Raw genomic sequence first — 14,984 nt, forward strand, 5'->3', positions numbered from 1 at the left:
CCCGCCCCCACGCCGGCCTCCGCGGCCGAGCGCGCGAAGACGTCCGGCGGAAGCCTGGGCCCCGGGGACGTGGTGGAGGTGCGCGTCTTCCAGGAGCCCGAACACTCCGGCACCTGGCGCGTGTCGCCGGAAGGCACCATCGACTATCCGCTGTGCGGCAAGGTGTCGCTGTCGGGACGCACCGCCAGCTCCGCGGCGGACGTGCTGCGCGACTGCCTGACGCGCTACCTGCGCCGGCCGCAGGTGGCGGTGCTGGTGCGGGAGTACAACTCGCAAAAGATCTTCGTCTTCGGGGAGGTGCAGAAGCCCGGCACGTTCCCGGTGGACGGCGAGGTGTCCATCATCCAGGCGATTACGCTGGCGGGCGGCTTCACCAAGCTGGCGGCGAAGAACAACACGCTCGTCACGCGCGTGGTGGACGGGCAGGAGCGCAAGATTCGCGTGCCCGTGGAGGACATCGGCGTGGGCCGCGAGCGCAACTTCCTGCTCCAGGCCGGCGACATCGTCTTCGTGCCGGAGAGCTTCTTCTAGTCGCGCGACGTCCAGCCCAGCGCATCCAGGAAGCGCTTGGCCTGGGCCAGCAGCAGCGGGTGCAGCGCCGCGCCGCTCGCGAGCACGTCGCCCTTGAGCACGTCGAAGGGCCGCCCGTCGATGTGCACGATGACGCCGCCGGCCTCCGACACCAGCAGGCTGCCCGCGGCGATGTCCCAGGGCTTCAACCCGAACTCGAAGTAGCCGTCGAAGCGGCCGGCCGCGACGTAGGCCAGGTCCAGCGCGGCGCTGCCGGTGCGGCGCATGCCCTGCGCCAGGAGGATGAGCTGGGTGAAGAGGCCCACGGGCAGATCCGGGCGCTCGCGCACGTCGTAGGGGAAGCCCGTGCACAAGAGGGCCCGCTCCAGCCGGTCCGCGGGGCTGGCCTTCAGGGGCAGGCCGTTGAGGGTGGCGCCCTCCCCCTTCGCGGCGGAGAAGAGCTCGTCCAGCATGGGATCATAGATGGCGCCGGCGAGCACCCCCTCGGGCCCCTCCACCGCCACGCTGACGCAGAAGTGCGGCACCTGGTGCGCGTAGTTGGTGGTGCCGTCCAGCGGATCCACCAGCCAGCGGAAGGTGTCGGTGCCCTGCCAGGCGCCGCTCTCCTCCGCGAGGATGGCGTGGTGCGGGTGGCGCTGCCGCAGGAAGTCCAGCAGCGCGGCCTCGGAGGCGCGGTCCGCGTCCGTCACCAGGTCGATGCCGCCCTTGAACTCGATGGTGCGGTGCTTCGGGAAGCGCTCCCGGAGGATGCGGCCGGCCAGCCGGGCGCCCTCCTCCGCGGTGCGGCGCAGGGCGGCGGGCGTGTCGGAGGCCTGGGCCATGTGGAGGCATCCCCTCGTGGGTGGAGCTTCGCGGCCCGTCAGGGCGCGGGTTCGGCGAGCAGCGCTTCGATTTCCGTCTGGAACTGCTGGAGGAATTCCTCGGCGAACCCTTCGTGCACGTGCCGGACGACGCCCTTGCGATCAATCAGGAAGGTGGTGGGCATCAGCCGGACCTTCAGCAGGCGCTCGGACACCAGCGCATTGGCGTCCAGGAGGATGGGCACCTCCACCTTCGCCTCCTCCAGGAAGGGCGGAATGGCGCGCACGTCCTCGTCCACGTTGAGGGCGTAGGCCTTGAAGCCGCGCGGGCCGTATTCCTTCTGGAGCGCCGCGTACATGGGCAGCGCGTCCTTGCAGGGCTCGCACCACGTGGCCCACACGTCCAGGAGGACGACCTGACCCCGGTCGCCCTTCAAGTCGTAGGCGCTGTTGTCCGGGTAGCGCTTCACCTGGAAGTCCAGCGGCTGGTTCGGACGGCGCTCCGACTCCAGAGCGGAGGCGCTGGTGCGCGGGCTGCCCGCGGCCTGCGAGTCGGTGAGCGAAGGCAGCGGCTTGGGCGCGGCGGAGCAGCCGGCGACGAGCGTCAGCAGTCCCAGCGAGGCGATGAACGGGAAGCGCATGGCGTCAGGTCCCCTTTCCGGCCCGGGCCTTCAGGGCGGTGAGCAGCTTGTCGATGAAGCCACCGAAGGCGCCGTTGCTCATGACGAGCAGCACGTCGCCGGCCTTCGCCTCGGAGGCCACGCGCTCCACCAGCGTGGGCACGTCGGTGGCGCCGTCCGCGGCGATGCCCTGGGCCTTGAGCGCCTCGATGAGCTTGGGGACGTTGAGCTCCTCGCCCTCGGGCACCTTGTCGTGGCGCTCGGGCACCTTGAGGCTCGCGCGCGCGGCGCCGGGGAAGGCGTGCGCGTAGTCCTCCTGGTGGATGTTGCGGCGGCTGGTGTTGGAGCGCGGCTCGAAGATGGCCCACAGGCGCCGGTCCGGGTAGCGGTGGCGGATGGCGGAGATGGTCTCCCGCACGGCGGTGGGGTGGTGCGCGAAGTCGTCCACCACGAGCACGCCGCCCACGTCCCCACGCACCTCCTGCCGGCGCTTCACGCCCTGGAAGGTGGACAGGCCCTGCTGGATTTCAGCGAAGGTGAGGCCCAGGCCGCGCGCCGCGGCGATGACGCCCAGCGCGTTCTCCACGTTGTGCGCGCCGGACATCGGCAGCGTCACGGTGCCCAGCGTCTGGCCGCGCTCCACCACGTCGAAGCGGGCGCCGTCCGGGCCGAAGGAGAGGTTCTTCGGGGTGAAGTCCGCGTCCGCGCCCTCCTTCGCGACGTAGGTGATGACGGGCGCGGTGCCGCCGTCCCGGGCGATGCGCACGGCGTTGGGGTACGCGGCGCAGACGACGAGCTGTCCGTCCTTCGGCACCAGGCGCACGAACTTCTCGAACGTGGCCTCGTAGTGGGGCAGGTCGCGGAAGATGTCCGCGTGGTCGAACTCCACGCTGGTGAGGATGGCGGTGCGCGGGCGGTAGTGGAGGAACTTGGAGCCCTTGTCCCAGTAGGCGGTGTCGTACTCGTCGCCTTCGACGACGAAGTGCGGTCCCTTGCCGACGCGGTAGTTGCCCGCGTAGTTCTGGGTGACGCCGCCCACGAGGAAGGACGGGTCCTTGCCGGCGGCCACCAGCACGTGGGCCATGAGCGAGGACGTCGTCGTCTTGCCGTGGGTGCCGGCGACGACGACGGAGTGCGCGCGGTCCAGGAAGAGCGTGCCCAGGGCGGCGGGGAAGCTCATCTGCTTGAGGCCGCGCTCGCGCACGGAGGTGGCTTCCGGGTTCACGCGGCGGATGACGTTGCCGATGATGACGAGGTCCGGGTTCGCCGCGTCCAGGTTGGCGGGGGCGTACGGGGTGCGCACGGGGATGCCCCACGCCTGGAGCATGTCGCTCATGGGCGGGTAGACGTTCTCGTCGCTGCCGGTGACGTCATAGCCGGCGGCCTTGAGCATGCCGGCGAAGGAGCCCATGCCGGTGCCGGCCACGCCCACCAGGTGGATGCGGCGCACGGACTTCGGGTCGAGGGTGTCGAGGACGTTGCCGTTGTCGTCAGCCATGCTGTCCCTTAAGGGAGTGCGGTGAGGTCGAGCGCCTCCACGACCAGTTCGTGGAAGGCGGGGCGGAAGTCGCGGATGCGCAGGTCCTGACGACCCTGGGCCACGCGGTTGGTGATGAGGGCGACGACGAGCGAGCGTCGCAGGTCCACCCAGAGACTGGTGCCGGTGAAGCCCAGGTGGCCCACCGCGCCCGGGGGCGTGTCGCCGATGAAGCGGCCCGCGCTGGAGTGGCCCTTCGACGGCGAGTCGAAGCCCATGGAGCGCGTGCTGCCCGTGAGGAGCGGATCCGTGGCGAGCACCCGGTGCCACAGGGGCGCGGGGGCCAGCGCGGCATGGGTGCTCGCGCAACCTTCGAGCACGGCCTGACCGAAGCGGGCCACGTCCACGGCGGTGCCGAAGAGGCCCGCGTGGCCGGCGACGCCATCCAGCACCCAGGCGTTGTCGTCATCCACCTCGCCGGGGCGTGAAGGCCGGGAGGGCACGTCCTTCCACAGGGACTCCTGGCCGGGAGCAGGCTCGCGGGGGCGCATCGCGCCGGTGTGCGCGGTGGTGCCGTCCACGGGGAAGTCGGTGAGACGGTGGAAGCGGGCGTTGAGGCCCAGAGGCTCCGCGACGTGGCGGGAGAACAGCGTGTCCAGGGGGGCGTCCGCGGCGCGGGAGAGGATGTCGCCCAGGAGGATGAAGCCCACGTCGCTGTACGCGGTGCGCGTGCGCACGGGGGCCTCCAGCGGCGTGGCGGCGGCGGCGCGCAGGACTTCATCGCGGGCCTGGGTGCGCACGTTCGCGGAGCAGCCGGCGTCCAGCAGCTCGGGGCGGGCCTTGAGGGCGTCCGCGAAGAACGGGACGAAGGGGGGCAGGCCGGAGCGGTGGTAGAGCAGGTCCGCGACGGTGACGCCCGCGTCGCCCGCGGGGGTGCCAGGGTGGTAGCGCGACACGAGCGTGTTCGGGCCCACCTTGCCTTCGGTCCACAGGCGCAGGAAGAGCGCGGTGGTGGAGAGGACCTTGGTGAGGGAGGCCAGGTCGAAGCGCGTGTCGCCTGTGGCGTTGCCCGCGACGCCGCCGAAGACCTGCTTTCCCTTGTGGAGCACCACCGCCTGGGCGGCGGGGAAGATGCCCAGCTCCACACCGTCATCGAGCACGGCCTGGAGGTTGGCGATGGGATGCGGGTTCATCCGGGGCTCACCGCCCCTTCGAGGAAGGTGAGGCGGGCGGCGTCGGCCTCCAGGCGCACGCGCGTCCCGAGCGCCACGGGGTAGTTGATGGCCCCGTGGCCGATGGGGAAGCCTGCGGCGCAGGGCAGCTTCGCGTCCTGGGCCAGCTCGCGCAGCACGTCCGCGCTGGAGTACGACGCGTCCTTCTCCTCGCAGGCGGTGAAGTCGCCCAGGACGATGCCGCGCACGCGGGCGAAGACGCCGGCGAGGCGCAGGTGGGTCCACATGCGGTCGATGCGGTAGGGGCGCTCGGTGACGTCCTCCAACAGGAGCACGGCGCCGTCGAGCGGCGGCATGTAGGGCGTGCCCAGCAGCCGGGAGAAGACGGACAGGTTGCCGCCCACGAGGACGCCCTCGGCGGTGCCGGGGACGTAGGTGGCATTGCCGTGCAGCGGGGGCGGGGCCGCGGAGGATTCGAGGAGGCGGAAGAGGTAGTCGTGGACCTGCGCCGACTGCCGGCCGAGCTGCGTGAGGACGGGCGCGTGGAAGGAGACGCGGCCGAGCGCCTGGAGCGCGCAGTGGACGGACGTCAGGTCGGAGAAGCCGGTGAAGGACACCGGCCCGGCCTTGTCGAGCGGCAGTTCGGGAAGCAGCCGCGAGCTGCCATAGCCACCCCGGGCGCAGAAGATGGCGCGGGACGCGCGGTCGAGGAACGCGTGGGACAGCTCCTCCTGGCGGCGTGCGTCGTCACCGGCGAGGTAGCGGTGCGAGGCGCCCAGGTCGGGCCGGAGCACCGGCGAGTAGCGCTCGGAGAGGATCCGAAGGCCGGCCTCGAAGGGGGCCTGCTCGAAGGGACCAGCGGGAGCGACGACATGAACCGTGTCGCGGGGGCGGAGTGGGAGAGGCTTGAGCCAACGCACGCTGCGCTTCATAGCACCGGGGGCGGAGGCAACACGGTGATTCACGGAGGGCCCCGCCCGAAGCGTTGAGTACCGCTGGTAGGCGAACGAGGCCCCATGGAGCGCTCGGCCGGCCGCCTCCCATGAACCGGCCAAGGCGCGCCCTACCCCACCGCCTCCGCGCGTTCGAGCACGGCAGCGAAGAAGCCATCCGTGCCGTGCCGGTGTGGGGTGACGAAGAGGAACCCGTCCTGGACACACGCCTCCGGAAGCCACCCGGCGCCAGGAGGGACGCGGCGGAAGTCCGGGCGGGCACGGAGGAAGTCCGCGACGACGTCCTGGTTCTCCGCGCGGTTGACGGTGCAGGTCGCGTAGACGACCCGGCCTCCGAGGCGAACCGCGTCGGCGGCACGGGCCAGGATGTCGCGCTGGGTGGCGATGAACCGGGACAGCACGTCCGGGCTGAGGCGGAAGCGCAGGTCCGGGCCGCGACGGAGCGACCCCAGTTCGGAACAGGGCACATCCGCGAGGACGCGGTCCACGCCCAGGCCCGGGGCGGGCGGCGTCCGGAGCACATGGACGCGGGTGAGTCCGGCGCGGGAAGCGCGTTGCTGGAGCCGGTCCAACCGCTCCGCATCCGGGTCGTAGGCCATCAGGCGGCCCGAATCCGCCATCGCCGCCCCCAACTGGAGCGTCTTGCCACCCGCCCCTGCGCACAGGTCCAGCACGGTCTCCCCAGGCCGGGCCTCCACGAGGAGTCCCAGGAGCTGGCTGCCCTCGTCCTGGACCTCGAACAGGCCCTCGCGCAGGGAGGCCAGCCCGTAGAGGTTCGGTCGGGGGCCCTCCACCTGGAGCGCCAGGGGGCTCCAGGAGCCGGGACGAGTGGCGACGCCCTCCGAGGCAAGGCGAGCGGCCAGCGCTTCACGGGACAGGCGGGCGGGATTCACCCGGAGGGTGATGGGGCCCGGGACGTTGAGGTGGGCGCAGAAGTCCTCGGCTTCGGTCCCCAGTTCCCGGGTGAAGTGGTCCGCGAGCCAGTCCGGCAGCGAGGCCCGGAGCGCCAATGACGGGGGCTCCCCGGTGCGAAGTGGCACCGGGGCTTCCAGGCCCGCCCAGGACGCGGCCTCCCGGGCGGGAACACCGCCGAGGCCGTGGAGGAGCGCGAACAGGAGCTGAGGGGGAGACGCACCCTCCGAATCCAGGAGGAACGCGAGGCGGCGGCGCCAGAGGCCCACGTTGAAGACGGCCTCCTTCAGGGCCTGACGCCCCTCTCGGGGCAGCTCCCGGTGGGCACGCAGGGTCCGGTCGAGGACGCGCTCGGCGGGATCCCCCGAGAGGATCCGGGCGAGCGCCTCGGACACGACCGGGCCCAGGCCGTCGAGGGCGGACCAGGGCTGCGAGGAGAGTCGGGAGAGCGGATTGAACGTGACAGTTGACAGGGCAGGCTCGGTTCTCTAGAAATCGCGTCCGTCACGGCAGCGCACCGCCGCGACGGGACATATTCCCCGATAGCTCAGCTGGTAGAGCGGGTGACTGTTAATCACCATGTCCGTGGTTCGAGTCCACGTCGGGGAGCTGAAAAACGAAGGCCCTGCCAGAAACTGGCAGGGCCTTTTTGTTTTCTGCGGACCGCGCGATGAAAATCGCGGGACCGCACTCCTGCGAAAGCCCGTCGACCCCTTGAATCCAGAGCGGACCACGATCAAAAAGCGTTGTTGCCCTCAGAGCAACTCATGGTTCGAGCACTCCAGGAAATCCTCGCGTTTGAATTCCCGACGACTCCGAAGCAGCAGTGTCTCGCGAGGGTTGTCTCGCAGAATTCGGGTCAATTGCCTCTTTGGGACGAGCATTAACAGGCGCTCACCAGCTGCAACGATTCCTTTCGCCGCCCGCAGCCTGACTGATAGCGACAAGAACTCATGAGCACTGTCACCCACGATATTGTCCAGAAACTCTGGGCTCTCTGCAACGTCCTCAAGGACGACGGGGTTACGTACCACCAATACGTTACCGAGCTTACCTATCTGCTTTTCCTCAAGATGGCGAAGGAGACAGGCACTGAAGACCAGATCCCCAAAGGCTACCGCTGGGACGACTTGGTGACGAGCCAGGAGCCGCAACGCCTAACAGAGTATAAGCGGGCCCTCTTGGCCCTGGGGGAGAGCCGCTCACGACTAGTCCGCGAAATCTTCGCGAGTGCCGACACAATCCTGAAAAAGCCAGTAACACTCACCGTGCTCATCAAGGGAATCGACTCACTTGACTGGCACACTGCTCGACGCGAAGGGCTTGGAGATTTGTACGAAGGGCTTCTACAAAAGAACGCGAACGAGAAAAAATCCGGAGCAGGACAGTACTTCACCCCCCGAGAACTAATCGCCTCTATCGTTACTTTGATGAAACCGACCCTGAATGACACAATCCAAGATCCAGCTGCCGGCACGGGTGGCTTCCTAGTCGCCGCAAACCAATACATCCGCGAGCACGAGCAGCCTGACAATTGGACTACAGAGCAGCGGCGCAAGTACCGGCGGAATACCTTTTTCGGTCTTGAGCACGTCCAAGACACCCACCGCCTTGCGGTTATGAATCTCCTGCTTCACGAGGTAGACGTCGACCCAAGCGCCTCAGGGATTTATTACGGAGACGCGCTAGGACCCGATGGCGAGGCACTATGCAAGCGTGGTGCGACGCTAATCCTCTCGAACCCGCCCTTTGGCACGAAAAAAGGGGGTGGGCTACCAAACCGAACAGACTTCACTTTCCCAACAAGCAACAAGCAATTCTGCTTCATTCAGCACATCTACAATGGATTGAAGCCTGGCGGCCGCGCAGCCGTCGTGCTGCCCGACAACGTGCTATTCGAGGGTACAGTTGGCAAACAGATCCGCGCCGACCTAATGGACAAATGCAACCTACACACGATCCTGCGCTTGCCGACGGGCATTTTCTACGCGCAGGGCGTGAACACCAACGTGCTCTTTTTTACGCGCGGCGAGGACGACAAGAACAACACCAAAGAAGTCTGGGTATACGACTTGCGCGCAAACATGCCGCAGTTTGGCAAGCGCACGCAACTTACACGTGAGCACTTTACAGAGTTCGAAGCGGCCTTCGGCAAAGACCCGCTCTGCAGCCCAAAGAGCCTCGCCAAACGCAAGGATACGGGCAAGCATGGTCGCTTCCGCAAGTTCAGTCGTACGTGGATTGAAGAGCGCGGCGAAAGCCTTGATATTGCTTGGCTGAAGGACGAGGGCGACGTCGCAGGAGTTGACCTACCCGAACCGGGCCTATTGGCCCAAGAGATAATGGCTGAATTGGAGGGCGCGTTCGAAGAACTACGCGGAATCCTCGGGGATTTGGGTGAGGACATAGAGGAGGCCCAAGCATGAGCGCGCTTCCTCTCGGCTGGGCGACTGCGTCGCTTTCGGAACTGATCGCACCGGATGGGGTATTCTCAGACGGGGACTGGATTGAAAGCAAAGACCAGGACCCGAACGGAGCAATCCGACTTATTCAACTTTCGGATATTGGCGACGGAACGTTCGTCGACAAGTCGAACCGATTCGTGAACAGCGAGAAGTTTGAGCAATTACGATGCACTGAGGTATTCGAGGGCGACGTACTCATCGCCCGCATGCCGACGCCTCTGGGGCGAGCCTGTCTTGCGCCGAGACTCGACCAAAAGTGCATCACGGTAGTAGACATTGCTATCGTCCGCCCTGGGCCATCTTCCGTCAAGCCAAAGTGGCTGATGCACTTCCTGAACGCGCCTTCGGTACGGGAAGCAATCGATCTTCAGGCCGCAGGAACAACCCGCCGTCGGATCTCACGAGGAAACCTCTCCCGGCTCGAACTCCCGGTCCCCCCTCTCTCTGAACAAGAGCGTATTGCAGACAAGCTCGACGCTCTGCGCTCACGCGTTGATGCCTGTCGTGATCGGCTAGACCGCATACCAGCGATTCTCAAACGCTTTCGACAGTCCATTCTTGTTGCAGCGACGAGCGGAGATCTGACTAAAGAATGGCGCAAGGCTCGGGGCCTCGACAACTCCTGTTTCGAGCAGCAGTCCCCGTTGGGGGGCGTATGCACCGAGTCCTTTTACGGGCCGCGATTCGGGAAGAGCGAATACACGAGCGACGGCGTACCCACGATTCGAACTACGGACATGACGCGTGATGGCCGCATTGAAATTACGTCAAGCACTCCGCGGGTGCGCATTCCTGACGACAAGCTTTCGCAATTCATAGTGCAGCGAGGCGACCTATTAGTCACTCGGACCGGTTCAATCGGAGTGATGGCGGTCTTTGATGACGAGTATCTTGCAATCCCGAGTGCATACCTCATTCGATTCCGTTTCTCGCCCGTGGTGCGGCCCCGTTTTGTCTTCTTCTGCCTGATGGCCCCATACGGGCAGGAACAACTCGGGCTATCTGCGACTGCGATAACTCAGCCCAACGTCAATGCCGAGGCTATCAAGCGTATCGCCATTCCACTACCGTCACTGGAAGAGCAGGATGAACTCATTCGTCAAACAGAAAGGTTGCTTGCATTCGCGGATCGCGTCGAAGCACGTTTGGCCGCCGCGCAAAGAGCAATGGACCGCATAGTGCCAGCTATGCTCGAAAAGGCATTTCGGGGCGAACTTGTCCCCCAGGGCCTCAACGACGAATCAGCATCTGATTTCCTTGCTAGGCTGAAATCGCAGGCACCTACCATCGCGCACGTGACATTACGCAGGCGCCCAAAGACACCGGGGCAACGACGCACCATGAGCAACACCGACAAGGAAACGCTTAAGGCAAGAATCGTCAAGCTAGGAACCGAACGATTCACATTCGATGAGCTTAAGACGGCGATAGGCGGTGACTACGAGTCACTCAAGGCCGCGCTATTCGAGCTATTGGGGGAGCCGACACCGGTGGTCCGCCAAGTTTTCGACAAGAAGAAAAAAATGATTCAACTAGAGCGAGTAAGTCCATGAAGATCACTCGCGTCCACATTATTAAGGCAGCTACTTGTGGCGGCCTGCTGGACGGGCTCGATGTTGGATTAAGGGGGCCCCCCAGTGGTCCAGAGCAATTCGACCCGCTATGCCTTGTGGGACCGAACGGTGCCGGAAAGTCGCAGTTCCTTCAGGTCATCGCCGAGGCATTTCAGACGGTCTTCCACGCCTGTGTGCAGGATGAGGAACGCGCAAAAGGAAACGAGGACCTCCAGTTTGAAATTGAGTACGTAATTCGCCCAGCACGCTCTCGCGAACCTGTTCTTGTTCGCCTCTCGCGTTGCGGCAATGGGAAGCGGCGCCCAGCGCTAAAGATCGAATGCAAGGATGGAATCAACTGGGTCGATTTCCCTGCAGAGCATCCAGCAACCCGTGAATTGCTCCCGTCGCGAGTCATTGGGTATACGTCAGGCGACAATGAGACACTGAGCTTACCATTCCTCGTAAGTCGGAGTGGGTACGCGGATGCTGTAGGCAAGCAGGCGCTAGCCCGGGAGCCGAGCGCGACGCAAAAGCCGATCCCCGACACCAGGCTAATGCTCGTTGATTATGGAACCCACTTAGAAGTCCTTGTAGCCAACCTGCTCCTTGGACCGGAGGAGGAGCGCATAGCGCTACTCCGAGATGCAAGGCTCAAGGATCTTCATTCATTTCGGTGTGTGATCCAGTTGGCTCACCGTGCCGTTCCTAAACTCTCGGCACACAAGACCTCGCTCAAGCGGCGCAAGGGAGTGCAACTAACCGAGGAACTGGAGCGATACATAGATCAGCTGAAACGCTGCTCGACATGCCATTCGTTTGAGGAGAAGTCGGAGACCTACGTCTTCGACTTCTTGGTGACGGACGAAACGCGGGAGGCATTTCGCTGCTTTTGGCAGACCTCGCTCGAGTTGTACTCGGCGCTTCACAAACTCTCGATGCTCAATGACCTCGCAATACCCAAAGTAAGCCGCGAGCGACTGCTACGTGACATCAAGACACGGCGCTTCGCTTCGCGACTACCAGAACCTCAGGATGAGGATAGAGTATTCCGTTTCGAGCAGGTTCGATTTTTGCCGAAGGCGGGCGACGGCGTTGTCGACTACGTCTCCTTGTCGGACGGTGAGCACCAGCTTGCTCAAATCCTCGGAACAATGTGCATGGCATCATTCCCGAATGCACTCTTTCTGCTGGATGAACCTGAATCGCATTTCAATCCGCAATGGCGAGTCAAGTTCATCTCAAGGCTCTTGGATCTGCCCACAGCCAACGGCAGGCGTGCCGATGCTCTAGCTGCGGCAAACCAACAAGATTGCCTCCTGACTACCCATTCCCCATTCGTACCCTCAGACATGAGTCGCGAAAAGGTGTTGATCTTCAAGAAAACTGCTCAAGGGGTTGAAGTCCGACGTCCAAATATCGAAACCTTTGGCACAACTTTCGATACAATCCTAGAGGAGTGCTTCGACATTCGCCCACCAATGTCTGAAGTTCCGAAGCGTGAAATTGAGGAATTGATGAAGTCTCACGATCGCAATGCTCTTAGAGCAGGCATCGCGCGCCTTGGAGATTCGGTAGAGAAAGTCTTCTTAATGGACCGCCTTCGTCAGCTCTCAAAGCAAGAGGGTGTATAGCTGTGCTCTTCGGATACCCGATTTCAGCAACACACGACAATTGGCTTCACGACTGCATCTCTGCATCAGTCCAGACAATTCATGCCGCCGTCGATGGAAATAAAAAATACCCAGGGTGGCCGACCGTGCTGCCCGCGCCTTACCGTAAAATTTTAAATTTACGGACTGGGCTTCGCGACCGTCTGAAAGCATATAATACTGCAGTGCGAAAGCTGCAGAAGCTGGAGCGCGACGCGCTTCTTGATGCTCTCCACAACGAAAATCGCATTGCCGATTTGGTGTCCGGAGCTTGCGACTGCGTCACACTCGACAAACTGCCTAAAGTAGCCCAAGGTCCTGCGTCAGAACTATTCAGCTTTGCTTTCGATCTCCTTACGGATCTCGGTGTGCGGGATCAGCAATACGCGAAGATCTACGCCAGCGCAGCTGAGCACGTGTGCTCGTTTTGCGGCACCGAATACTTCGATGCGCCGGGAGCAGCACGCGAAGCACTTGACCACTATCTCCCCAGAAGCCGATATGCGTTCGCGGCGGCCAATCTTCGAAATCTCGTACCTATGGGGTACAAGTGTAACTCTAGCTATAAGCTCGCGAGCGACTTGCTGCGCCGAGACGACGGTACGCGCCGCGTGGCATTCGATCCGTACAATCACGCAAAGCTCAGCATATCACTTGATGCCAGTGAGCCTTTCGATGGAGTAGACGCGCATACACCAAAATGGGAGATCCGATTCGATCCAGACACACCGGCAGTCACGACTTGGGATGACGTCTTCTCAGTGCGCCTGCGCTATCAACGCGATCACCTTGACCCATCCTTTCGGGGCTGGCTAAGTCTGTTCGCGAAGGCTGCGCGTCGGGCTGGAGTGCAGGCAAACTCTGACGCAGCGCTGATCGCAGAACTAAGACGCCTTGAAGAGGGGTTCAACGATACCGGGTTTCAGGATCGCGGATTTCTCAAAGCAGCTGTTTTCCGGATGCTACGCCGTCATTGTGAGAACGGGCATAAGCGCTTGCTAGAACAGCTCCGGAGCCTAGTGGCTCCTCCGGCGCCACTTCCGCCCATCACAGTATAATCGGCGACTTAAAGAGCGCTGCGTGACACGTACGCCCTGCTTCCTTCGCCGTAGTTGTGGCGGCTCAGCCCCCGGAGGCATCAATTGACGGGGCCTCGACCAAGCGTTCACGCGTCGTTACGGCCCGCGCACTCGCTCACCCCGCTGAGACGGGGCTTTGTCGGTGGGCTTCACCGCAGGGGTCTCCCCTGTCGGCGCCACCCCAGCTCTGCGGCCTTGACCTGTTGCCGCCTCGGGACTTTCACCCTACGGGTCCATGAGTTCCTCCAGGCATCATACAACTTCCCTGACACAGGGGGGAGACTGAGGCGTCGCTCAGCAAGGATCTGACGAAGGACATTGAGCAACTCAGCAAGAAGATCGAGAAGAAAGTTGCCCAAACCCGTGGAGGCGAAGGGGTCAGAGGATTGGTAATTGCTGAAACATGGATAGCAACCCAGATGAGCAGGGCAACGGAAGGGCAGTTGAGGGGATTGCGCAGGAGAGTCCTCGACAACCACGCACGCATTGACGCACTGTTGCTGATGTCAAGACATTGGAACCACGAGTCGCGGCGCCACAAGTATCATATTTTCCCCGTCACGCCCGTGGACCGACGCGAAGCGACTGCTGGCATGCTCGATGAAGTGGTTCGCCTAGAGGCTACGGCCTCAACCCCATGATTCTTCGGAAGATGGGAACACAGGAGAGTCGGGCTCCCTAATGCACCGCCTACGCGCCCCAATCTGTGCGCTCGTGATGAAGGGAGTGCTAAACTATAACGGCAGGACATATCCGCGACTCGGTGCGCTCGTCGGGCTTTCTGAGCATCGCCCGACGAAGTAGCAGCCGCGACCTCGACCGTCAGCACGGCCTTCTCTGAACGGGTATGAGCATCCTGCGGGAAGATCGCAGAGGCATGAAAGAGAGCGCCGTGATGCTTGCGGCAGTCGAGGCAGTGGCACACGCCGACGCGGCACGGCCGTCCCGACGCGACGATGCGGACGCTGCCGCACAGGCAGCCGCCGGTGAAGCGCTCGGGTCCTTCCACGCTCATCCCGCTTTGCGACGGAAGTGGAGCGCCTGCACGCCGGACTTGAACCGCTGCGTCGAGAGGAGCTCGAGATGCCGCGCACTCGACAGGCCATGAAACAACGTCGGCCCGCGGCCACTGATGATGGGATGAACGACGATGCGGTACTCGTCGATGAGCCCCAACTCCTCGAGCGCAGCCGCGAGCTTGGGCGCTCCGACGAGGACACCCCGCTCGGTCTTCGCTTTCAGCGCTGAGATCGCCTCGCGAAGGTCACGGTGAGCGTCAAGGTAGTTGTCGCGTGAGAAGGTTCAGCCGATACGCTTCAGCTCCTGCGCTTCCGGAGAGGGATTGAGGCGCACGGGGCCCGCGGGCGTCCAGTCGCGCGTGTCGCGGCTCCAGTGTCATGGGCCGCCCTATCGGATCGCGCGAGGGTCACCTCCTCGGATCGCTGTCCCGATCAGACCGACCAGCCCGCGTGCTCGGGAGCGTCAAGGGTCGGCTACGCCGAAACCTGAACGGTTCTGCGCCCTTGACCCTCCCTCCGCGCGCGGGCGAAGGGCAACCGGCCGCAAGCGGCCAGTTCTGAGCGATCAGGAGTCGCGATCCGTTTGGCCGACCCGGATGCGGTCCATGACCCCGGCCCCTGACATCCAGCGCTCGGGGTGACGAGCGCGAGCGCGCAGGTACACCTGGTGGCGCTGGGCGAGCAGCGAGACATCGAGGCCGAAGTGTCTGGCTTCCGGCGTGACGAAGCGGATGGCGGAGTGCCGGTGCTC

Annotated in this window: 12 protein-coding genes, 1 tRNA gene and 2 pseudogenes; 6 read left to right on the top strand and 9 right to left on the bottom strand. The window is 64.0% G+C overall.

Annotation, left to right across the window (positions count from 1 at the left end; genetic code table 11):
* The coding region (locus D7Y13_RS26130) for a polysaccharide biosynthesis/export family protein (RefSeq protein ID WP_147452497.1) at positions 1-531 on the top strand (531 nt) is incomplete at its 5' end.
* On the opposite strand, the gene D7Y13_RS26135 is transcribed toward D7Y13_RS26130, so the two are convergent.
* From D7Y13_RS26135 to D7Y13_RS26160, 6 genes are all read right to left on the bottom strand, one after another.
* A complete protein-coding gene (locus tag D7Y13_RS26135; protein WP_120585287.1) occupies positions 528-1,352 on the bottom strand; it encodes an inositol monophosphatase family protein in 825 nt (274 codons plus the stop codon). The two genes, D7Y13_RS26130 and D7Y13_RS26135, sit on opposite strands and share 4 nt — an antisense overlap.
* A 38-nt stretch (positions 1,353-1,390) precedes the next feature.
* Complete coding sequence (locus D7Y13_RS26140; protein ID WP_120585288.1) at positions 1,391-1,972, bottom strand: TlpA family protein disulfide reductase; 582 nt, start codon at positions 1,970-1,972, stop codon at positions 1,391-1,393.
* Between the two features lie 4 nt (positions 1,973-1,976).
* The gene (gene mpl, locus D7Y13_RS26145; RefSeq protein WP_120585289.1) at positions 1,977-3,449 is read right to left on the bottom strand and encodes a UDP-N-acetylmuramate:L-alanyl-gamma-D-glutamyl-meso-diaminopimelate ligase; all 1,473 of its coding nucleotides are present in this window, start codon (positions 3,447-3,449) and stop codon (positions 1,977-1,979) included.
* A gap of 8 nt (positions 3,450-3,457) precedes the next feature.
* Positions 3,458-4,621, bottom strand: coding sequence for a serine hydrolase domain-containing protein (locus tag D7Y13_RS26150; RefSeq protein ID WP_120585290.1), 1,164 nt, complete (start codon positions 4,619-4,621; stop codon positions 3,458-3,460).
* Entirely contained in the window at positions 4,618-5,532 is a 915-nt protein-coding gene (locus D7Y13_RS26155) for a S66 peptidase family protein (RefSeq protein WP_120585291.1), read from the bottom strand. The genes D7Y13_RS26150 and D7Y13_RS26155 overlap by 4 nt, the downstream gene beginning before the upstream one ends.
* Positions 5,533-5,663: 131 nt before the next feature.
* Positions 5,664-6,860 (bottom strand): RsmB/NOP family class I SAM-dependent RNA methyltransferase, encoded by a 1,197-nt coding sequence (locus tag D7Y13_RS26160; RefSeq protein WP_233595859.1) that lies wholly within the window; start codon positions 6,858-6,860, stop codon positions 5,664-5,666.
* Positions 6,861-7,001: 141 nt separating this feature from the next.
* On the opposite strand from D7Y13_RS26160, the gene D7Y13_RS26165 reads away from it, so the two are divergent.
* The 5 genes from D7Y13_RS26165 (at position 7,002) to D7Y13_RS45315 (ending at position 13,193) form a co-directional block, all read left to right on the top strand.
* Positions 7,002-7,074: transfer RNA gene (locus D7Y13_RS26165), tRNA-Asn, on the top strand.
* Positions 7,075-7,418: 344 nt separating this feature from the next.
* Positions 7,419-8,891 carry a class I SAM-dependent DNA methyltransferase gene (locus D7Y13_RS26170; protein ID WP_120585293.1) on the top strand — a complete coding sequence of 491 codons (1,473 nt, stop codon included), beginning with the start codon at positions 7,419-7,421 and terminating at the stop codon, positions 8,889-8,891.
* Positions 8,888-10,483: a restriction endonuclease subunit S gene (locus D7Y13_RS45840; protein WP_158620464.1), complete on the top strand. Its 1,596-nt coding sequence runs from the start codon at positions 8,888-8,890 to the stop codon at positions 10,481-10,483. Before D7Y13_RS26170 ends, D7Y13_RS45840 begins: the two co-directional genes overlap by 4 nt.
* Complete coding sequence (locus D7Y13_RS26180) at positions 10,480-12,117, top strand: restriction system-associated AAA family ATPase (protein ID WP_120585294.1); 1,638 nt, start codon at positions 10,480-10,482, stop codon at positions 12,115-12,117. The genes D7Y13_RS45840 and D7Y13_RS26180 overlap by 4 nt, the downstream gene beginning before the upstream one ends.
* 2 nt (positions 12,118-12,119) lie before the next feature.
* The gene (locus D7Y13_RS45315; RefSeq protein WP_147444461.1) at positions 12,120-13,193 is read left to right on the top strand and encodes a hypothetical protein; all 1,074 of its coding nucleotides are present in this window, start codon (positions 12,120-12,122) and stop codon (positions 13,191-13,193) included.
* 565 nt (positions 13,194-13,758) lie between these two features.
* Here the strand turns inward: D7Y13_RS45315 and D7Y13_RS49045 are convergent.
* From D7Y13_RS49045 to D7Y13_RS47185, 3 genes and pseudogenes are all read right to left on the bottom strand, one after another.
* Entirely contained in the window at positions 13,759-14,229 is a 471-nt protein-coding gene (locus D7Y13_RS49045) for a GFA family protein (RefSeq protein ID WP_120585295.1), read from the bottom strand.
* Positions 14,226-14,483, bottom strand: a pseudogene (locus tag D7Y13_RS26190) (dihydrofolate reductase family protein); the annotation flags it as partial. The pseudogene D7Y13_RS26190 and the gene D7Y13_RS49045, both read right to left, overlap by 4 nt.
* A gap of 375 nt (positions 14,484-14,858) precedes the next feature.
* Positions 14,859-14,984 (bottom strand): annotated as a pseudogene (locus tag D7Y13_RS47185) (IS3 family transposase); the annotation flags it as partial.

Origin of the sequence: Corallococcus praedator (assembly GCF_003612125.1) — a bacterium.
GTDB lineage: Bacteria > Myxococcota > Myxococcia > Myxococcales > Myxococcaceae > Corallococcus > Corallococcus praedator.